This window comes from Streptomyces sp. NPDC003284 (genome assembly GCF_053589675.1).
Window position 1 is genome coordinate 209,207 of the sequence record NZ_JBSFSI010000008.1, and the last position, 19,539, is coordinate 228,745.

Annotated in this window: 20 protein-coding genes; 14 read left to right on the forward strand and 6 right to left on the reverse strand. The window is 73.2% G+C overall.

Translation table 11 applies throughout. The annotated features are described in order from the left end of the window. The gene (locus ACWDYF_RS19300; protein ID WP_389469824.1) at nt 1-399 is read right to left on the reverse strand and encodes an ATP-binding protein; all 399 of its coding nucleotides are present in this window, start codon (nt 397-399) and stop codon (nt 1-3) included. Then, entirely contained in the window at nt 396-605 is a 210-nt protein-coding gene (locus tag ACWDYF_RS19305; protein ID WP_381736663.1) for a hypothetical protein, read from the reverse strand. The genes ACWDYF_RS19300 and ACWDYF_RS19305 overlap by 4 nt, the downstream gene beginning before the upstream one ends. A 118-nt stretch (nt 606-723) precedes the next feature. On the opposite strand from ACWDYF_RS19305, the gene ACWDYF_RS19310 reads away from it, so the two are divergent. The 3 genes from ACWDYF_RS19310 to ACWDYF_RS19320 all read left to right on the forward strand — a co-directional run bounded on the left by ACWDYF_RS19310 (nt 724) and on the right by ACWDYF_RS19320 (nt 4,201). Further along, complete coding sequence (locus tag ACWDYF_RS19310) at nt 724-1,602, forward strand: helix-turn-helix domain-containing protein (protein WP_389469817.1); 879 nt, start codon at nt 724-726, stop codon at nt 1,600-1,602. After that, a complete protein-coding gene (locus tag ACWDYF_RS19315) occupies nt 1,556-1,795 on the forward strand; it encodes a DUF397 domain-containing protein (RefSeq protein WP_389469815.1) in 240 nt (79 codons plus the stop codon). The genes ACWDYF_RS19310 and ACWDYF_RS19315 overlap by 47 nt, the downstream gene beginning before the upstream one ends. Nucleotides 1,796-1,876: 81 nt before the next feature. Then, complete coding sequence (locus tag ACWDYF_RS19320) at nt 1,877-4,201, forward strand: hypothetical protein (protein WP_381736660.1); 2,325 nt, start codon at nt 1,877-1,879, stop codon at nt 4,199-4,201. Nucleotides 4,202-4,280: 79 nt separating this feature from the next. Here ACWDYF_RS19320 and ACWDYF_RS19325 read toward each other — a convergent pair whose 3' ends face one another. Further along, on the reverse strand, nt 4,281-4,766 hold the full coding sequence (locus tag ACWDYF_RS19325; protein WP_381736659.1) for a hypothetical protein: 486 nt from the start codon (nt 4,764-4,766) through the stop codon (nt 4,281-4,283). A gap of 135 nt (nt 4,767-4,901) precedes the next feature. On the opposite strand from ACWDYF_RS19325, the gene ACWDYF_RS19330 reads away from it, so the two are divergent. Beyond that, a complete protein-coding gene (locus ACWDYF_RS19330) occupies nt 4,902-5,381 on the forward strand; it encodes a MarR family winged helix-turn-helix transcriptional regulator (protein ID WP_389469811.1) in 480 nt (159 codons plus the stop codon). Between the two features lie 172 nt (nt 5,382-5,553). Beyond that, a complete protein-coding gene (locus ACWDYF_RS19335; RefSeq protein WP_389469808.1) occupies nt 5,554-5,958 on the forward strand; it encodes an SgcJ/EcaC family oxidoreductase in 405 nt (134 codons plus the stop codon). A gap of 41 nt (nt 5,959-5,999) precedes the next feature. On the opposite strand, the gene ACWDYF_RS19340 is transcribed toward ACWDYF_RS19335, so the two are convergent. The 3 genes from ACWDYF_RS19340 to ACWDYF_RS19350 form a co-directional block, all read right to left on the reverse strand. Further along, the gene (locus ACWDYF_RS19340) at nt 6,000-7,571 is read right to left on the reverse strand and encodes a serine/threonine protein kinase (protein ID WP_389469805.1); all 1,572 of its coding nucleotides are present in this window, start codon (nt 7,569-7,571) and stop codon (nt 6,000-6,002) included. Continuing rightward, nucleotides 7,568-8,338 carry an FHA domain-containing protein gene (locus ACWDYF_RS19345; protein ID WP_381736656.1) on the reverse strand — a complete coding sequence of 257 codons (771 nt, stop codon included), beginning with the start codon at nt 8,336-8,338 and terminating at the stop codon, nt 7,568-7,570. The genes ACWDYF_RS19340 and ACWDYF_RS19345 overlap by 4 nt, the downstream gene beginning before the upstream one ends. Nucleotides 8,339-8,471: 133 nt before the next feature. Further along, a complete protein-coding gene (locus ACWDYF_RS19350) occupies nt 8,472-9,035 on the reverse strand; it encodes a hypothetical protein (protein WP_381736655.1) in 564 nt (187 codons plus the stop codon). 298 nt (nt 9,036-9,333) lie between these two features. Between ACWDYF_RS19350 and ACWDYF_RS19355 the strand changes: the two genes are divergently transcribed. From ACWDYF_RS19355 to ACWDYF_RS19395, 9 genes are all read left to right on the forward strand, one after another. Then, complete coding sequence (locus ACWDYF_RS19355; protein WP_389469802.1) at nt 9,334-10,188, forward strand: bifunctional methylenetetrahydrofolate dehydrogenase/methenyltetrahydrofolate cyclohydrolase; 855 nt, start codon at nt 9,334-9,336, stop codon at nt 10,186-10,188. Beyond that, a complete protein-coding gene (locus ACWDYF_RS19360; RefSeq protein ID WP_018564922.1) occupies nt 10,178-10,702 on the forward strand; it encodes a DUF3017 domain-containing protein in 525 nt (174 codons plus the stop codon). Before ACWDYF_RS19355 ends, ACWDYF_RS19360 begins: the two co-directional genes overlap by 11 nt. A 267-nt stretch (nt 10,703-10,969) precedes the next feature. Beyond that, nucleotides 10,970-11,509 carry a helix-turn-helix domain-containing protein gene (locus ACWDYF_RS19365; protein WP_381736654.1) on the forward strand — a complete coding sequence of 180 codons (540 nt, stop codon included), beginning with the start codon at nt 10,970-10,972 and terminating at the stop codon, nt 11,507-11,509. 162 nt (nt 11,510-11,671) lie between these two features. After that, the gene (locus ACWDYF_RS19370; RefSeq protein ID WP_389469795.1) at nt 11,672-13,009 is read left to right on the forward strand and encodes a helix-turn-helix domain-containing protein; all 1,338 of its coding nucleotides are present in this window, start codon (nt 11,672-11,674) and stop codon (nt 13,007-13,009) included. Nucleotides 13,010-13,492: 483 nt separating this feature from the next. After that, nucleotides 13,493-14,482, forward strand: coding sequence for a malate dehydrogenase (locus tag ACWDYF_RS19375; protein WP_381736652.1), 990 nt, complete (start codon nt 13,493-13,495; stop codon nt 14,480-14,482). A gap of 198 nt (nt 14,483-14,680) precedes the next feature. Next, nucleotides 14,681-16,417 (forward strand): COX15/CtaA family protein, encoded by a 1,737-nt coding sequence (locus tag ACWDYF_RS19380; RefSeq protein WP_389469789.1) that lies wholly within the window; start codon nt 14,681-14,683, stop codon nt 16,415-16,417. Then, a complete protein-coding gene (locus ACWDYF_RS19385) occupies nt 16,401-16,754 on the forward strand; it encodes a hypothetical protein (protein WP_389469787.1) in 354 nt (117 codons plus the stop codon). Before ACWDYF_RS19380 ends, ACWDYF_RS19385 begins: the two co-directional genes overlap by 17 nt. 59 nt (nt 16,755-16,813) lie before the next feature. Further along, nucleotides 16,814-17,764 carry a hypothetical protein gene (locus ACWDYF_RS19390; RefSeq protein WP_389469864.1) on the forward strand — a complete coding sequence of 317 codons (951 nt, stop codon included), beginning with the start codon at nt 16,814-16,816 and terminating at the stop codon, nt 17,762-17,764. 285 nt (nt 17,765-18,049) lie between these two features. Next, a complete protein-coding gene (locus tag ACWDYF_RS19395; protein WP_389469862.1) occupies nt 18,050-19,534 on the forward strand; it encodes an aldehyde dehydrogenase family protein in 1,485 nt (494 codons plus the stop codon). Nucleotides 19,535-19,539 lie beyond the last annotated feature (5 nt).

Sequence of the window (19,539 nt, forward strand, 5' to 3'; positions counted from 1 at the left end):
TCACCCGCTTCCCGGGCCCAGGGGCACATCGCACCAGACGGTCTTGCCGTGGCCGTTCGGGGTGACGCCCCAGCGCAGCGCCACCGCGTCGAGGAGGAGGAGTCCGCGCCCGGACTCCTCCTCCTCGCCCGCCTCGCGCGCCACCAGCCATGTGTGCGGCTCCCGGTCGCCCACCTCGACCCGGACCGGGCCGTCCTCCCCGTCCGGACACCGCACCCGTACGGACACGGGGGCGCCCTCCCCGACGTGCAGGATCACGTTCGCCAGCAACTCGCTGACGCAGAGCTGCACATCGCCGCACGGCACGCCGAGGTGCTCCCGCACCGCCCGGCGCACCTCCGCCACGGCCCTCGGGTGCGCGGCCAGTTCCAGTGCCAGCGGTGGCGGCGACGTCCTCACCCCGCCGCTCCCTTCCGCAGCGCGGCCGTCAGCGCCCGCGCGGTGGCCTGGTTGCAGTTCCCGAGCGCGACGAGCGGTGCGCTGTACGACGCCGCCAGCGACGGGAGTTCGAGTCCCAGCGAGGGCAGCGTGATGCCGTGCGCCAGGAGCGCGGCGCGCAGTTCCGCCAAGTGGGCCTCGGCTTCCCTGATGTGGGGGTGCGACACGGGCGTACACCTTTCTGTGTGCGATGCGTGACGAGTGGCTCACACAGTGGCGTAACGCGGCGTACCGTGCCAGGGGTTCGGGTTGCGCACGGTGACTGGTAAACGGTGGTGATGAGCGATGCCTGCTCGCAAGGATCCCGACGCCTCGACGAGCGTCCCCTCCTTCTACGGCGCGGAGTTGCGCTTCAAGCGCGAGGCGGCGGGCCTCACGCTGGAGCAGTTGGCCGAGGGCAGCTTCCGGGGGATCTCGTTCCTGAGCCAGATCGAGCGGGGCGAGCGGCGGATGCCGCTGGATCTCGCGCGGCACGCGGATCAAAGGCTGGGCACGGACGGCTTTTTCGAGCGGCGCTGTGAAGACGCGGCGCGGGCGCGGCAAGTGGGCATCGCCGAGTACTTCGCGGACGTGGCGGAAATGGAGCAACGTGCGCTGAGCATCGAGGAGTGGGCGCCGACGCTCGTACCTGGCCTGTTGCAGAACGAGGCGTACGCGGCGACTGTCACGCAGGCGGCCATGCCCCGGGCGTCCGAGGAAGAGGTGACGGAGAAGGTCGTTGCCCGCATGAAGCGGGCTCGGGTCTTCGCGGACCCTGCTCCGCCCAAGTTCTGGGTGACCATGGACGAGTCGGTTCTGCGGCGACGTGTGCTGCCGCCTGCGGGCATGGCGGATCTGCTCATGCACATCGCGGGGAGGATCCGGTCCACGCGGTCGATTCTTCAACTGGTTCCGGAAATCTCGGGCAGCCACCCGCTCATGATGGGCATGCTCAAGATCATGACCTTTGTCGATGCGCCCCCGCTGGTGTACATGGAGGGCCTGCACAGTGGCCAAGTCATCGACTATCCGGCGCTCGTGATGGACTACCGGGAGTCGTACGATGTGCTTAGGGCCGCCGCGTTGGCACCAGGGGCGTCCCTGGCCCTGATCGAGGCAGCAGCAGAGGACTACAGCAATGAAGCCCGCAAAGACGACCGACTTGAGTGCGGCCCGCTGGCGTAGATCCAGCTACAGCAACGGCACAGGCGGTGACTGTGTTGAGATCACGTTCCACCTTGCACCGCTGGTCCCCCTGCGCGACTCCAAGAACCCCGCCGGTCCCGTCCTCCTCTTCCCGCGGAGCGCCTGGACCCCCTTCCTCTCGGCGCTCAAACGTGGGGCTCACGTTCGACACCTCGCCGGTTCAGGTGATTGAGCGGAACGCTCACCCTCTCTTCGTACCGGCCGACCTTAGAGTCACCCCGCCGTATCCGAAGCATCCGTACCGGAGGTTTCCATGTACGACGGAAGAGCGTTACTCGCCACGGTGGGCCTGGTGGTGGCCGGTGTCGCACCGGTCGCCGCCGCACCCCCCTCCGCCGCCGCCCCGCGTCCCGCCGCCGTCACCGCGGCCTCTCCCGCCGGGACCCCGGTGGTGACCAGTACCGCGGACGGCGAGGCCATGGTCTTCGCCCGGGGTACGGACGACACCGTGTACCGGCGGACGCACCGCCAGGAGGACGACAGCTGGAGCGACTGGACCAGCACCGGGGGCGCGGCGGCGGGCGACCCCGTCACCGCCCGCGATCTCGACAAGCGGCCCTCGGTGTTCGTACGGCGGGCCGACGGCCATCTGTGGATCCAGCGGCAGAAGGCCGACGGCGACTGGACGGCGTGGGGCGACCTGGGCACCCCGCCGGACACGTCCGTCGCCGGGGCACCCGCGGTCGTCGCGAACGACAACACGTACAGCAGCCCCTCGCCGAACGCCAAGGGGTTCGTGGAGGGCAACACCGACGGGCGTCTGGAACTCTTCGTCAGGGGAGCCGACAGCCGTCTGTGGCACCGGGTCCAGAAGGCGCCCAACGGCGCGGACTGGAGCAAGTGGGAGGCGCTGCCCGGCACCTGGGCGGGCAGCCCCGCCGCCGTGGTGGCCGGTGACGGACGTATCACCGTCGTCGCGCGCAAGGACGACGGGCGGCTGCGGGTGACCGCGCAGAAGGAGCCGAGCACGTCGCAGACACCGCTGCCCGCGGACAACTGGCCGGCCTGGGAGGAGATCGGCACCGGCTACACCGGCAACGTCTCCGTGGCCGTCAACCTCCGCAAGGCCGGGACCCTGCTCCAGGTCTTCGGCAACCGCAGCGACGGCCGGCTGTGGACCACCACGCAGTCCGCGCCCGGCACGCCGGACAGACCGGCCGGTGTCTGGGCCACCGACAAGAGCCAGAAGATCGGCCCGGCGGTGCCCGGACGGCCCGTCGTCACCACCCACACCGACGGGCGGCTCGCCGTCTTCGGCATCGACGCCGACGACCACGTCGCCTACCGGACGCAGACCAGCTCCGCGTCCGCGACCGACCCCAACGGCATCTGGGGCGGCGGCTGGCGCGCGCTGGACGACGAGAAGGCGCAGTCCGTCGCCGTGTACAGCGCCCCGCGCGGAAAGTCCGTCGGCTTCGACGTGTTCGCCGTGGGCAAGGGCTCCGACACGCTCTACCAGCGGTCCCGGCTGGCGGCGGGGACCCGGGACGGCAGCCGGGAGGACGTCTGGCTCGACTGGACGGACCTCGCCCCGATCGGCTCGGGCCCGTGCGCGGGACCCGGCTCCCTGGAGTGCCTGACCATCGAGAACGCCGATCTGCCGCACCAGGTGCTGAGCCTGGAGAACTCCCTCAAGCCCGACACCGCCGTCACCCGCGACCCCGACCGCGGTCTCGCCTGGCAGCAGTGGTCGCTGCGGCCGACGGACGACCGGTTCGGCGCGGTCACCATCGTCAACCGCCTCAAGGGCAAGTGCGTCGACGAGGACGACGACGTCCTCGGGCCCTACCACCTGCAACTCGCCGACTGCGACCCCGCGCGCAAGCAGCAGATGTGGTTCATCGAACCGGTGCTGCCCGACGGCGCCGACAAGGGCACGCAGACCCCGTCCGTCTTCCGTGTCCGCAACCGCTTCGACACCGCGCGCTGTCTGACCGCGCTGGCCGAGGACGTCTGGCCGCACACCGCGCGGAAGGTGGAGCGGATCGCCTGCGACACCGACGCGGACAACGACCACAACACCTGGCGGCTCGGCAGCGGCGGCGCCACCGCGCCCGGCATCCTGGGCATCGTGCTCAAGCAGGCCGCCGAGCGGTGCGCGTTCAGCCCGGACGCCAACAAGTGCGCGTTCGTCGCCCTCCAGAAGCCGTCCGCCTACCGGGCCGCCGAGGGCTGCGTGGCCGGACGCGTGCTCTACAACCAGAGCCCCGGCCGGGACGCCGAGTACTACATCACCTGGTCGCACACCACCGGGACCGAGTTCTCCTTCGGCCGGACCGTGGGCCTGTCGATCGAGTTCCTGTCCACCGAGTTCAGCGCCTCCTTCAGCTGGCTCCAGGAGAGCACCACCGCCGAACAGGTGCAGGTCCATGTGCCGCCCAAGCAGTTCGGCTGGGTGGAGATCGCCCCCGTCCTGCGCGAGACGATCGGCTACTGGAACATCACCCTGGACGGCCACACCTGGACCGTCCCGGGCCACAACGTCTCGTACGCCAAGGACGGCACCAACGGTGCCACCACCTTCACCGTCGCCCGCACCTCGAAGACGCCTCCGAACAGCGGGCACTGCGACGCGTAGAGCGCGTGCCGCACACGGCCGGGCGGTGCGCGGAGGGGCCGGCCGTCCCCTCCGCGCACCGCTGCCGTCCGGGTCCGGATCAGCAGGGGCGCAGGGACCAGATCGGGTCCCAGGTGGCCGTGCCCGCCTGGTAGGCGGTGGACGTCCAGCGGACGCTGCCGTCCTTGTTGAAGAACTTCGCCACCGTGCCCGGTGTCTGGTTGTTGGTGAAGGGACCGTTGCCGGTCCAGTTGTTCAGGTTCCAGGTCTGGCACTTGTAGAAGTCGAACTTCTGGCCGTTGACGAGCATGCAGAGGTGGCCGTAGGCGCAGTCCAGGTCCTTCTTCAGGGCGGCCCTGTTCCTGGGTGCGTCGGTGACGGTGAGGCCGTCGTACCTCACCGCGTCGGCGGTGACGTGGAGGGGCTCGGGATGCCCCGCCAGGACCTGCTCGGCCCGCTGCCGGAGGCTGGTCACCCGGGTGCCGGCCGGGTCGGACGCGGAGGCCGCGACCGAGGTTCCGGCGAGCAGGGCGGTGGCCGCGACGAGCAGCGCGGCGGGCTTCTTCACGTTCACAGGTTCCCCCATGTGACGAAGGTGGTCGTACCGCCGAAGCGGAGTGGTCACACCGTGTCAGACGGGCGTCACCATGGGTACCTCGGATGTCTCAGGGTCCCCGGGCGGACCGTTTCGGTGGGAACGGCCGGCTGCTACGTTGCCCGGATGAGGAAAGGACCTGCCACGCGCAGTGCCGGGGCGGACGAGCCGCTCGGCTTCGTGATCGCCTCGGTGGGCAACGCGGCGGCTCTCGCGTTCGAGTCCGCCCTGGCCGAGGAGGGCCTGCATCCGCGGCACTTCGCCGTGCTGCGCGGGCTGCGGGACGGCGAGGAGCGTACGCAGCAGCAACTCGCCTCCTCGCTGGGCATCCCGGCCAGCCGTCTGGTGGGGCTGCTCACGCTGCTGATCGACAGGGGGCTGGTGGAGCGGCGCGAGTCGCCGGACGACGCCCGGGTGAAACTGGTCCGCCTGCGGGCGGAGGGCCGGGCCGAACTGGGGCGACTGATCCGGCTCGCGGGCGCCTCGGAGCGGCGGCTGACCACGGGGCTGACGGCCGGGGACAAGGCCGAACTGCGCCGCCTGCTCGGCATCGTCCACGCCAATGTCGCCGCCGAGCCCGGGGGGCGGCCCGCCCGGGTGTGGTGAGCGGACTTCCGGCCCTCCGGCGGCTGTCCGGCCCTCCGGCGGCTGCCCGGTTCCTGCTTCTGTCCGTGGCGGGGCTTGCCAAATTCGTTTCAGTAGGAATAGTTTCAGTGAGAACGAAATGACGTGGTGCGGCGCGGCGCCGCCGTACGGCACCCGACCACAGGAGACGGCGATGACGGTCACGAGTGACGACACGGTCGAGGAGTTCCTCGGCCGGATCCGGGACGCCTGGGACGCGGGGGACGCGACCGGCTACGCGGCGCAGTTCGCCGAGGACGCCTCGTACGTGATCTTCATGGGGGACGCCCTGTTCGGGCGTGCCGCCATCGAGCGGACGCACCGCGAGGTGTTCGCCCGGTGGCAGAAGGGCACGCGCATGGCGGTCAGGCCGGTCGACGTGCGGCTGCCGGACGAGTCCACGGCGGTGGTGACCACCGTCGGCGGCATCGGCAGGCGCGGCCGGATCGGCTTCGACAAGTTCCAGACCTTCACGCTGCACCGCCGCGAGGGACGCTGGGAGTGCGTGGCGTTCCAGAACACGAGGATGAGCCGCCGGTCCCGGCGCGCCCACCGCTGAGGACGCCTCCGGCCGCGAGCGGTACCTCGGAGTTCTCAGGGTCACCTGCGGCCCGGGGGCGTGTACTCCTTGAGGTAGTGGGCGACGCGGGCGCAGTAGTCGCGGTACTTCGGGGGAACTCCGCCCGCGTCGTTCACCTTGCGGAACGAGGTCCGGTAGGCGGCGGCGATCAGGACGCGCCGGTCGCCCGGCAGGCCCGGGGCCAGGTTCGGGGCGATGAAGCACAGGTAGCGGCCCATGGCCGGGATGGAGACGCGGGCCGGGAACGGCGGCCGGGGGACCGTCGCCTCCGGCTGCCCGTCCGGGCGGATCCACCAGCGCAGCACGCGCGGCGTCCAGCGGGCGATGCCGTACTCGTCCTTGGCGGGATCGGACAGGTTGGGGTCGAAGTCGCTCTCCGCCTTCAGCATGGCCGCGACCAGCGCGGGGGTGACGTCCGCGTTCGGGCAGGCGTGCGCCGCGTCGACGATGAGGGGCCGGTAGGAGGGCGGTACGCCCTGGTCGGTACGGAGTTCGGGGGCGCCGTAGGTGGCGGGCGCGGCCGAGGCGCCGGGCAGCGCGGCGGAGGTCTCGGCGGGCGGCGGCTCGTGCGCCAGGGTGCCGATGCCGTAGCCGAGGGCGGCGACGGCGGCCGTGGCGAGCAGACCGCCGGTGAGCAGGCGGGTGCGGTGCCGGTGCCCGGCGGCGCGCACGGGCAGCCGGGGCACGCGCGAAGGACGTGCGGTCCCGGCCGCGGCGGCGACCCGGCGCAGCAGCGCCTCGGTGCCGATCCGGTCGGCGTGCGTCCGGGTCAGGCAGAGCGGCAGCACCGCACGCCAGGCGTCCGGGAGTCCGGGGGACAGACAAAGGCCCGCCGCGCCGCGCGCGTAGGCGACGGCCGCGTCCCGGCGGGCGGTGGGGATGCCGCCGGGCAGCGGGAACGCGCCGGTGAGGGTCAGATGGGCGAGCACGCCGAACGCCCAGACGTCGGCGGACGGGCGGATCCGCCGCCCGCGCTCCCCGATCTCGGACCACAGCAGCTCGGGCGGGGTGTAGTCGGAGGTGGAGAAGCCGGGGGAGTAGGCGTGGGTGCCCTCCAGCTCGGCGGCCATGTTGAAATCGGCCAGCCGCGCCGAACCGTCCCGCATCAGCAGCACGTTGGCCGGTTTCAGGTCACCGTGCACCCAGCCCGCCCGGTGCAGCTGCGCCAGGCCCTCGCAGATCTGCGCGAGCAGCACGGGCCCGGCGGCGGGCCGGGGACCCGCGGCGAGCAGCGCGGCGAGCGAGCCCTCCGCCTTCTCCAGCACGAGGACGGTGGCGCCGTCCAGGGCGGGGCAGCCGGGATCGTCCACGGTCAGCGTCTCGTACATCCGGATCAGCCGGGGGCGGCGCAGACGGCGGTGCAACGCCACCTCGCGGTCCGCGAGTTCACGCAGATGAGTGAGGCGGCGCGGGGTGCCGGTGCCGGTCGGCAGGAACTTCAGGGCGGCGCTCTGCGGCAGCGCGCCATGGCCGCCGCCGGTCCGCCGGGCCTCGTAGACGCTGCCGAAGGCGCCCGTCGCCAGGGGCCGCCGCACCTCCCAGACGCCCACCCGGTAGCCGCGCGGCACCGGCACGGCGTACGGCTCGGTCACCGCTCCACCGGGCCCGGGGCGGCCGGGAGCACCGTGCGGCCCGGCCCGGCCAGCACCACCAGGTCGTCCTCGCGCACCAGGTCGAAGCGGAGGGCGAGCGAGACCAGCGACTCCTTCTTGCCGTTGAGCCGCGGGCCGGACTCGGCGGTGTCCGGGCCGGGTTTGAGGCGCAGCTTCACGGCCAGGTAGTCGATGTTCCACTGCACCGAGGTGCGCGAGGCGGCCGGCCAGAGCGGGCGCAGCCGCTCCACGACCTGGTCGACGGTGGGCAGCGGCGCGTGCGGTTCGCCGCGCAGGCGCGGCTCGCACAGGGCGGCGAGCACCGCGAAGTAGCGCTTGGCGCGGTCCACGGAGAAGGCGGGCACGGTGGGTTCGCCGTCCGGGCCGCCCGCACCGTGCAGATAGTCGTGGCGCGGCGCCCACACCTCGATGGGCAGCAGGTCACCGGCGGCGGGCAGCACGATCCGGGAGAACTCGAAGGGCACCGGCGCGTCCAGGCGGCCCGGCCCCACCTTGATGTGCTCGCCCGCGCCCTCCGGGTTCTCCACGACGTAGGTCTGCCGGGCCGAGAGGTTGCTCAGTATCCAGAAGGCGCCGTGCGCGGTGATCCGTCCGGCCCGGCGGGAGACCCCGTCGTGCCCGATCACCAGGTCGTTGTCCGGGGCGGAGCGCCCGAAGGACAGATGGTCGCCGGGCGCCAGCCGCAACTGGCCGCCGGTCCGTTCGTCCTCCGTGGTCGGCGGAGGTACCACGATGATGCTGTACAAGGTGCGTCTCCCCGTGCCTGACGGCTACGGATCCCAGACTAGGGCGACGCAGCGGGGCCGTGCCCGCCCTCGTGAGGGTGAGACACGGCCCCGGGGGTGAACGGCGGGAACCGCTCGGTAGGACGGTCGGATCTCAGTAACGCGGGCGGTTGAACCACGCCTTGCCCTTGGAGCCGCCGACGAAGCAGGCGATCAGGATGGCGAGGACCAGGTGCACGATGCCCACCAGCGTGAACGGGTACAGGCCGAGCACCGCCGTGATGATGCCGAAGACCAGGATGGTGATTCGCACGCCGTTGCCGCCGGAGGTGAACTTGGTGGCCAGCACGGCCGCGAGCACACCCCAGACCACCGCGAAGACCACCAGCGCCCACAGCTTGCCGGTCGAGTAGTCGGCCAGCTGCTGGAAGGCGGAGTTGTCCTTGAGGCTGTCGTCCTTCTGGGCGGCGTTGATGGTCGCGGCCGAGACGGCGAACAGGCCCGCGCCGATCACCTGGAGACCGACGATCACCCAGAGCATCACCCGGGCGGCGCTCACATTGCCCGGCATGGTCAGGGGGGCGCCGCCGTAGGGCTGCTGGCCCAGCGGCGGGGCCTGCGGGTAGCCGTAGCCGGGGGCCTGGCCCGGCTGCTGCGGCTGGCCGTAGCCGGGCTGCTGCGGGGCGCCGTAGGGGTTGTTCGGGTCGCCGTAACTCATGGCGGTGGTTCCTCCGTGGATCAAGTGCGGGGACGACGCGCGGCACCGTACGGAGGAGAGTTCTACAGAAAGCGGTCCGTCCCCCCGATGAGCTGCCCGCGGCACTGTGCCGTCCATCGTTCTTGACCGAATGCTTACTTGTCCAGTCGTATCCGGCGGGTGTTGTGCAAGTGCAACATCACTGATCATGGACGCGACGGGCGGGTGGACGGCAGGGCGTGCGGATGCGAACGGCGCCGCCGCCCGGTTCGGCACACCGGATTGGAACAGCGGGCCGGTCATCCGCGAGGATGGGGCCATGACCGCCCAGATTCTCGATGGCAAGGCCACCGCAGCCGCGATCAAGTCCGATCTGACCGCCCGGGTGGCGGCGCTGAAGGAGAAGGGCGTCACGCCCGGCCTCGGCACCATCCTGGTCGGGGACGACCCCGGCAGCCGCAAGTACGTCGCGGGCAAGCACCGCGACTGCGCCGAGGTCGGCATCTCCTCCCTCCAGCGCGAGCTGCCCGCCACCGCCTCCCAGGAGGAGATCGAGGCGGCCGTCCGCGAGCTGAACGAGGACCCGGCCTGCACCGGCTACATCGTCCAACTGCCGCTGCCCAAGGGCATCGACGAGAACCGCATCCTCGAACTGATGGATCCGGACAAGGACGCCGACGGGCTGCACCCGATGAACCTCGGCCGCCTCGTCCTCAACGAGCCCGCCCCGCTGCCCTGCACGCCCAACGGCGTGCTGACCCTGCTGCGCCGCCACGGCGTGGAGATCAAGGGCGCCGAGGTCGTGGTCGTCGGACGCGGGGTGACCATCGGCCGCCCGATGCCGCTGCTGCTCACCCGGCGCAGCGAGAACGCCACGGTCACCCAGTGCCACACCGGCACCCGCGACCTGTCCGCCCACCTCAGGCGGGCCGACATCATCGTGGCCGCGGCCGGTTCCCCGCACCTGATCCGCGCGGAGGACGTCAAGCCGGGCGCCGCCGTCCTCGACGTGGGCGTCTCCCGCAACGCCGAGGGCAAGATCGTCGGCGATGTGCACCCGGACGTCGCCGAGGTGGCTGGCTGGCTCTCCCCGAACCCCGGCGGTGTCGGCCCGATGACCCGGGCCCAGCTGCTGGTCAACGTGGTCGAGGCGGCGGAGCGCAGTGTCGGCTGAGGCGAGCGGCACCGTACGCGGCAGGCTGCGCCGGGCGGGCCGGGGGCGGACCGGCCAGGAGCCGGGCGGCCCGGACGGAAGCGGCGGGTCCGGTGGCGCGGCCGGGAAGGGGCGCCGCCCGCGCGGCACGCGCCGCTTCCCGCTGTTCACCCGGGACACCGCGCGCCCCGAGGGCGGCGGCCGGGCCGCTCCCGGTGACGCCCCGGCGCCCGCCCGGCAGTGGCCGCTGCTGTCCGTCCTGATCACGGTCGGCGTCGGCCTGCTGGTGATCGCCCTGGACGCGTTCCGGGTGGGGCTGCTGCTGGTCGGCATCGGCCTGCTGGGCGGCGCCGTGCTGCGCTGGCTGCTGCCCCGGGTCGGCATGCTCGCGGTCCGCTCCCGGTTCACGGACATCGTCACCTACGGCGTACTGGGCCTGGCCGTCGTGCTGCTGGCACTGATGGCCCAGCCCCGGCCGTGGCTGGAGATCCCGTTCCTGGACGACGTTCTGCATTACACCGTACGCAACCGCTGACGCGGTTCCTGCATCATCCTGAGTAGCGTGACGGCGGCCCATCCTCTCCCCCGAGTAAGGACGGGCCGCCGCCGGGATCAACCCTGCTCCACGGGGAACAGGCGTTCAACGCCTGTCTGTGCGCTGTGGCACGGAAGTGACCGTTCCGCTACGGTGTCCGCGCTTCGCCACAGCCATGTCCATGACCGGCGTGGGAACCGGCCGGTGCGCCGTCGTCGTCACTCGCCGCGAGGCGGGCCCCGTGGCCGCCGGGAGGTGAGGTGAGCGATGGGCGCCTGGCAGCCGTTGCCGGACGATCTGCCGCCGGAGGTACGGCATTTCGTGGAGCAACTGCGGCTGCTCAAGGACGGGACCGGGCTCAGCCTGGTCGCGCTCGGCGCGCGCACCGCGTACAGCAAGTCGTCCTGGCAGCGCTATCTCAACGCCACCCAGCCCCCGCCCCGGCAGGCGGTCGCCGCCCTGTGCCGGGTCGCGGGCCTGACCGGAGCGGACGCCGAACGGCACACCGTGCGCTGGGAGATGGCCGTCAAGGTCTGGCCCCGGACGGCACCGCTGGCCGCACCGCTGGCGGCGCCCGCGCCCGCTTCCGTGCCGGTCGCGGTCCCGGTGCCGCGGGGGCCGGACGCGCCGGACGGCGAGGTGCGCGAGGGCTACGAGGAGGTGCCCACCGTGCCCTGGTGGGACCGGCCCGAGGGCCTGGACGAGCGGCGGCGCGGCCGGCCCGGCGGGCGCCTGCTGCTGTACGCCCTCGCGCTGCTCGCCGCGCTGCTGGTGACCGTGGTCGTGGGCGCCGTCGCGCTGGGCTGAGCGGCGGCCGGAGCCGTCCGGGGACGGGGATGTGACGACAGGCCCCGGCGTGGACAATCAGCGTGTACGGCGGTGTGTCCGCGTCCTCCGCACGGGCACCGCACAGGCGCCGTGCGGGGAAGAGCCGGTACGTACCGGGGAAAGAAGAGGGGGAGAGCAGCGATGCCTCGCTGGAAGGCCCTGCCCGAGGAACTGGACCCGCAGGTCAAGGAGTTCGCGGGCCAGTTGCGTCGGCTCGTGGACCGGAGCGGGCTGAGCGTCGCCGCGCTCGCCGACCGCACGGGCTACAGCAAGACGTCCTGGGAACGCTATCTGGGCGGGCGGCTGCTGGCGCCCAAGGGCGCGGTGATCGCCCTCGCCGAGGTGACCGGCACCGACCCGGTCCATCTCACCACCATGTGGGAGCTGGCCGAACGCGCCTGGAGCCGCGCGGAACTGCGCCACGACCGCACCATGGAGGCCATCCGCGTCGCCCAGGCCCGCGTCGCCCTGGAGGAGGAGCCGCCCGGCACACCGGTGCCGGACGCCACCGCCGCGACCAGGCTGCCCGCTCCGGGCATCGCGGGCCCGGCGGGCGTGTCCCCCACGGTGCCGCCGCAGCCGACCGCGTCGGACGCGGACGCCCGCGAGGACGCGCGGAGCGGGACCCGGAAGGGGACCGAGGAGCCCGGGGCGGACGCGAAGAAGGCGAAGAACCAGAAGGACCAGAAGGACCAGAAAAAAGAAGAGAAAGAAGAGAAAGAAGAAGAGGGGGAGCGGGAGGCCCCGAAGGTCAACTCGTGGGGGCTGGCCGGGTACCGGGGCCCGGCGCCGATGGGCGTCCGCCCGGCCGGGCCCGCGGCGGCGGTGCCCGCCGGGCCGGGCGGCGCGAGCGGCCCCGTACGCCGCCCGGACAGCGCCACCCCCGGCAGCGGCACACCGGCCGTGGCCCCACCGGGACCGCCGCGCGCCGCGAACGCCGTACCCTCCATGCCCGCCCCGCCCGCCCCGGCCACCGGCGGCGGCTTCCGGCGCCAGTCGGCGATGTTCCTCGCGGGCATGCTCACGACGCTCGCGGTGATCGGCGGCGTCCTGTACTTCACGGGCGGCGACGGCGGGAAGAAGACGGCGGGCGCGACCGGTTCGCCCTCGCCCTCGGCCACCACCCGGCCGAGCCCGCCGCCCGGCGTGAAGTGCGTGGCCGACGGCTGCACCGGCAAGGACGCCCAGGCGATGGGGTGCAGCAGCGGCGGTCTGGGCACCACGGACCGCAGCGTCACCATCGGCAACGCTCTCGTCGAGGTCCGCTACAGCAAGACCTGCGGCGCCGCCTGGGGCCGGGTCATCCGGGCCGGGCAGGGCGACGAGATCCGGATCACGGTCGGCGCGCACACCGAGCGGGACACGGTCCCGGCCACGGGCGGCGGCATCGCGTACACGCCGATGGTGGCCGTCGCGGACGCCACCGGCGCGCGGGCGTGCGTGACGCTGGCGTCGGGCCAGAAGGGGTGCACGGAGTAGCGGGTGCGCGGGGCGGAGGCGGTTCCGCGCGACACGGCGTGGCACGGCGCGGCTCGGCGCGGCTCGGCTCGGCTCGTGAAGGAGCCGCACCGGTCCGGAAAAGAAACCGGGTGCGGTGCGCATGAGGCCCGCCGTCCGGGGCACGTGGACCGTACCCCCACGGGAGTCCGGTGCTCCGGTACCCCCATTCGGCGGCCGTTCCGTCTCTCCCTCTCCCGGACGGACGGCCGCCTCCCGTGTGTTCCCCGCGTGTTCCCCGCCGGTGACCGGCTCACTCTGTGGGACGGGCCACAGGGGGCCGGACGTCCGGCATGCCGGATGCGCGATAGCCTGACCGCTGGATCTCTCTTGACGCCAAGAGATCGATCATCCGTACGCGTGATCGATCACCGTGGCGGACGTCCGGTCTCCGCGGCCGGTCGCGGGGATCCCCGCACCCCGGGGCAGGGACGCCCCGACCGCCAGCTGTCTACGGAGAACGCCATGACCCGCACTCCCGTGAACGTCACCGTCACCGGCGCGGCCGGCCAGATCGGTTACGCCCTGCTCTTCCGCATCGCCTCCGGCCAGCTGCTCGGCGCGGACGTGCCGGTCAAGCTGCGGCTCCTGGAGATCACCCCGGCCCTGAAGGCCGCCGAGGGCACGGCCATGGAGCTGGACGACTGCGCGTTCCCGCTGCTCCAGGGCATCGACATCTCGGACGACCCGAACGTCGCCTTCGACGGCACCAACGTCGCCCTGCTCGTCGGCGCCCGCCCGCGCACCAAGGGCATGGAGCGCGGCGACCTGCTGGAGGCCAACGGCGGCATCTTCAAGCCGCAGGGCAAGGCCATCAACGACCACGCGGCGGACGACGTCAAGGTCCTGGTCGTCGGCAACCCGGCGAACACCAACGCGCTGATCGCCCAGGCCGCCGCCCCGGACGTACCGGCCGAGCGCTTCACCGCGATGACCCGCCTCGACCACAACCGCGCGCTGACCCAGCTCGCGAAGAAGACGGGCACCACGGTCGCCGACATCAAGCGGCTGACCATCTGGGGCAACCACTCCGCCACCCAGTACCCGGACATCTTCCACGCCACGGTCGCCGGCAAGAACGCCGCCGAGACCGTCAACGACGAGAAGTGGCTGGCCGAGGACTTCATCCCGACCGTCGCCAAGCGCGGCGCCGCCATCATCGAGGCCCGCGGCGCCTCGTCGGCCGCCTCCGCCGCCAACGCCGCCATCGACCACGTGCACACCTGGGTCAACGGCACCGCCGAGGGCGACTGGGTCTCCATGGGCATCCCCTCGGACGGCTCCTACGGCGTCCCGGAGGGCCTGATCTCGTCCTTCCCCGTCACCACCAAGGACGGCGTGTACGAGATCGTCCAGGGCCTGGAGATCAACGAGTTCTCCCGCGCCCGCATCGACGCCTCCGTGCAGGAGCTGGCGGAGGAGCGCGACGCGGTCCGCGCCCTCGGCCTCATCTGAGCCACCGCGCCCGCGCACGGGCCCCGTTCCGGTTCGGCCGGAGCGGGGCCCGCGTGCGTCCCGGCCGGACACGGTGTGGTTCGCGCCACTGCGGCATCCTCTTGACTGTTCGCTTCCCCTGTGGCTCGCCCGCCCCCTATGCTGATGGCCCATCAGTGTCACGCGCAGTGATGACCGTTCACACCTCGGGGGAGCCACGTGAACACCGTGTCCGTGCCGCCACAGCCGCATCCGGCGCCTCCTGACGCGCCCCCGCCCGTGCCGCCGCACGCCAGCGAGGCCACCCGGCTGCTGTGCGCGGGGACCTATCTGGATCCCGCCTACCGGGACCGCGTGATCGAGGAACTGCACCTCAACGAACAGCGCCTGGTGGCCCCTTCCCTCGGCTTCGACGCGGCCCGCGTCCTCGCGCACGCGCTGCGCGCCCGCCGTACGGAGGTCGGGTGGGCCGCCGGGATCGTGGGACTGTGGATCGTCGGCTGGCCGCTGACCGGCGGGGTGATGGTGGCGTATCTGCTGCCCAGTCTGCTGCTCGCGATGGGGGTGGCCGCCCGCGGCGAGGACCCGAGCGCACCGGCGCAGCGCCGGGCCATGGCCGCCGCCCTGCGCTGGCTGGGCCGGCTGGTGTTCGCCCTCTTCCTGCTCGCCACCGTGGTCGCCGCCTTCTCCAGCGAGCGGGACACCTACGAGGCCACCGGCTTCAAGGGCTTCCTGCTGGGCCTGCTGCCCGCCCTGTCCCGGCTGGCGGGCGGCCACGACCGGATGACGGCGCTCCAGGCGTGGCTCGCGCTGGTGCTGTTCCTGGCCGTCGCCGTGGCCGCGGGCGTCCAGCGCAGCCAGTTCGCCCGCGCGCTCGGCGGCGAACTGGCCCCGGACCGCTTCCCGGACGCCGCCTCCGACCCGGCGGAGCGCGCCGACGACCCGCGCTTCCAGCGGCTCAAGGAGCGCATCCGGCTCGAACAGCACGCCCCGCTGGTGATGTACCGCGAGTCCCGCCCGTTCTGCGGCGCGGGCCGGGCGTACGACACCTGGGTGCTCGCCGTCGAGATGCGCCCCGTCGAGGGCCGTACACCGCGCCCGCTGCGCAACCGCACGGTCCTGGACACCGTACGGCCGCTCCTGGAGGGGCTGCGGCTGCCCCCGGAGTACGCGGGGCACACCGTGCGCGACCGGCTGCGCTGGCTGGAGCTGGACGAGTGCGTGTTCCTGCCCGCCGAGGGGCTGTCCCTGCGGCAGGACGCCCCCTACAGCCAGGAGGCGTTCGAGGAGCACCGGGACCGCGCCGTCGAGGAGGGCGCCGAGAAGCGGCGGCACTTCCTGCGGGTGCGGGTCGGCGGCTGGGAGGAGGAACTGGTCGTCACCGTGTACATCCGGGTGCACACCCAGGGGCGCATGCTCATGCTGGAGATCGCCCCGCATGTGCTGATGCCGGTCCGCGAGGACTTCAAGGACGCCGACCGCACGGCCCACCGGTTCCGCGCCAACGGCTGGCTCGGCATGGCGACCTGGGCCGCCGGACAGGTGCCCCTGTCGGTGACGAGTTCCTTCCTCACCCTGTGCCGGGCGGCGGGCCACGCCTGGCAACTGCTCACCGGCGGCTACGCGGACGCCCTGCCCGACGGCCCGGCGCTGTCCGTACGGGAACTGGGCGCCGCCGACTCCGGATCGACCTTCCAGCAGATGGACGTCGACCGCTATCTGCGCAGCGTCCAGGACCGCATCGCCCAGGGCGTCCGCACGGCCCTGTCCGAACACGGCTACCAGACCGGCGAGTTCGTGCAGAAGGTCGTCAACATCAGCAACGGCGGGGTGCACATCGACTCCGTCGCCCAGAGCACGTTCGCCATCGGCACGCACGCGCGGGCCGGATCCTCGGCGACCACCGGCGGTTTCGCGCCGCAGAAGGGAAACAGCCACGATGACCACGGCCGATGAGCCCGGCGTCAGCATCGGCGACGTCTCGCACAGCACGTTCGCCATCGGCAGCCACGCGCACGCCGAGAGCCACCACGCGGCGGCCCCGCGCGACGCGGCGGCCGAGGAACTGCTCACCGCGGTCCGGGAGTTGCGGGCCGATCTGCAACGGGTCCGGGCGAGCGACCGGAGCCGGGACCTGGACGCGGCCCTGGCCGACACCGAGGACGAGATCACCCGTACCGGGAGCGCGGGGGAGAGCAGGCGGCAGCGGCTGCGCGAACTGCTCGCCGACGCCCAGTCGGTGCTGGCCGTCTTCGCCTCGGCCGGATCGGTGGCCGGACTGCTCGGCATGTGACCCGCCGGGCGGCCCGCCCGGACGGCAGACACGGACGGGGGAAGGAGAACACGGTGGTGATGCACGGGGGCGGCCGGTACTGGAACGAGGAGACCCAGCGCTGGGAGAACGGCAGGCGGGATGCGCCCGTGGCGACGTCGCCGCCGCCCGCCCGGCCCGACCACGCACCGGACGTACCGGCGCCGGGACCGGTCCGGGACCCGGACGCGCCCACCGGCCGGTGGACCGTGTCGGGACCGCCGTCCGCAGCGGCCGGGTCCGGCGTCCACGGCCGCCGCAGACTGTGGACGGCGGCGGCCGCGGCCGCCGGGACCGGCGTCGTCGCCCTGGTGGTGACGCTGAGCCTGGGCGGCGGGAGCGACGACGACCAGGTCGCGTCGGCCGCGGACATGTCCACCCCGGCCGCGGACCTGTCCACCCCGGCCTCCTGGCCCGAGCCGTCGTGGTCCACGGACGTCTCCGGCGGGACGGTCACCGGCGGCCAGGAGCCGGATCCGGCCACGCGAGCGGCCACGGCGGAGCCCCCCGCCGGATACGCCGTCCGCGACGACCCGGAGGGCTTCAGGATCGCCGTGCCCGACGGCTGGGAACGCCGCACGGTCGCTTCCCAGTTCGGCATCGACATCGTCAACTACAGCAGCGGCTCGGGCCGTCGGCGGATCCAGGTCTACCAGGTGGCGGAGGACTCGCCCGACGCCTCCTTCACGCTCTACCTCTCCGACGCGGTCCCCAAGCCCTCCGGCTTCCGGGCGCTGGCCCTGGACCACGTGCAGACGGACGGGGTGAGCGGCACCCGTCTGGAGTACGTCGCCGACTCGCTCAAGGGCCAGCCGGACATCGGCACCTGGCACGTCTACGACGAGCGGTTCGCGGCCGCCGACGGGAAGGTCTACGCCATCGCCTCCTACGGGCCCGACTCGGACAGCGGGGGCGGTGCGCTGGCCGCTCTCACCACGGCGCTGGGCTGGTTCTGCCCGCCGGGCGCGGTGTGCCCGGCGCCCACCGGCTGAGCCCCGCCGCCGTGCCCGCAGCGGTGGTGCCCGCCGCGCGTTTTGTGCCCGTAAGCGGCCAAGATCCGTGACACGCGGCACGTTCACCCGCCGATCACGCATGGGAGCCGGGGGAAGAGGGCAGATGCCCCCGGCCCCGGGGGTGGCATCCGCGTCACCCCGGCGACGGTGAGGGAGCGGAAGGCAGTGCCGGACAAGCCGGTCGGACCGGACGAGACGGATGAGGCAGGCAGCGCCCGGCGTGCGGCGCACCCCGGCCAGCGCCCGGCACACCCCACCCTGCACATGGGCGGGGAGTGGCGCCAGGCGTACTCCGGTGCGACGCGCGACATCCTCGACCCCGCGGACGCGACCGTGTGCGCCGTGGTCGCCGAGGGCGGCGCCCAGGACGTGGACCTCGCCGTGGAGGCCGCCCGGCACGCCTTCGACGGCGGGGAGGGCGCCTGGCCGCGCACTCCGGTCGCCGCCCGCGCCGAACTGCTGCGCCACGTCGCCGGTCTGCTGCTGCGCGACCGCGAGCGGCTCGCCCTGCTGGAGAGCCGGGACGCCGGCAAGACGCTGGAGGAGGGCCGGGTCGACGTGGACTGCGTCGCCGACGCCTTCCGCCACTTCGCCGACCTCGTCGCCGCCGAGGCGCCCGGCCGGGTCGTGGACGCGGGCTCGCCCGACATCCACAGCGTCGTCGGGCACGAGCCGGTCGGCGTCTGCGCGCTGATCACGTCCTGCGACTACCCGCTGCTCCAGGCCGGCTGGAAGATCGCCCCGGCGCTCGCCGTGGGCAACACCTTCGTGGTCAAGCCGAGCGAGCTGACCCCGCTGACGACCGTCGCGCTCGTCGACCTGCTCGCCGAGGCGGGGCTGCCCGCCGGTGCGGCCAACCTCGTCACCGGGTCCGGCCGCACGGCCGGTGCCCGGCTCGCCGGGCATCCCGGGGCCGACCTGGTCTCGTTCACCGGGAGCCGGGCCGCGGGCACCGAGGTGGCCCGTGCCGCGGCGGCCACCGTGAAGCGGGTCGTCCTCGGGCTCGGCGGCAAGAACCCCAATGTCGTCTTCGCCGACGCCTGCGCCACCGACGACGGTTTCGACACCGCCGTCGACCAGGCCCTCAACGCGGCCTTCGTGCACAGCGGCCAGGTCTGTTCGGCGGGCTCCCGGCTGATCGTCGAGGAGTCCGTGAAGGAACGTTTCGTCGCCGAACTCGCCCAGCGGGCGCGGCACATCCGGCTGGGCCGCGGGACCGAGCCCGGCGTCGAGTGCGGCCCGCTCGTCTCCGAGGAGCGGCGCGCCCGTACGGAGGCGTACGTCGCCGCCGCGCTCGCCGAGGGCGCCGTGGTGCGCTGCGGGGGCGGGCGCCCCGAGCCCGCCGCGTACCGGCCCGCCACCGGCTTCTTCCACGAGCCGACCGTCCTCGACCGCTGCCACCGCCAGATGAAGGCCGTCCGCGAGGAGGTCTTCGGACCCGTCCTCACCGTGGAGACCTTCCGCACCGAGCAGGAGGCGGTCGCGCTCGCCAACGACACCGAGTACGGCCTGGCCGGGGCGGTGTGGACCGCCGACGCGGGCCGTGCCCGCCGGGTGGCGGGACGGCTGCGCCACGGCACCGTCTGGATCAACGACTTCCACCCCTGCCTGCCGCAGGCCGAGTGGGGCGGCTTCGGCAAGAGCGGCCTCGGCCGCGAACTCGGCCCCACCGGCCTGGCCGAGTACCGCGAGACCAAGCACACCTACCAGAACCTCACCCCGGGACCGGTCCGCTGGTTCGCGGGCTGACCCGG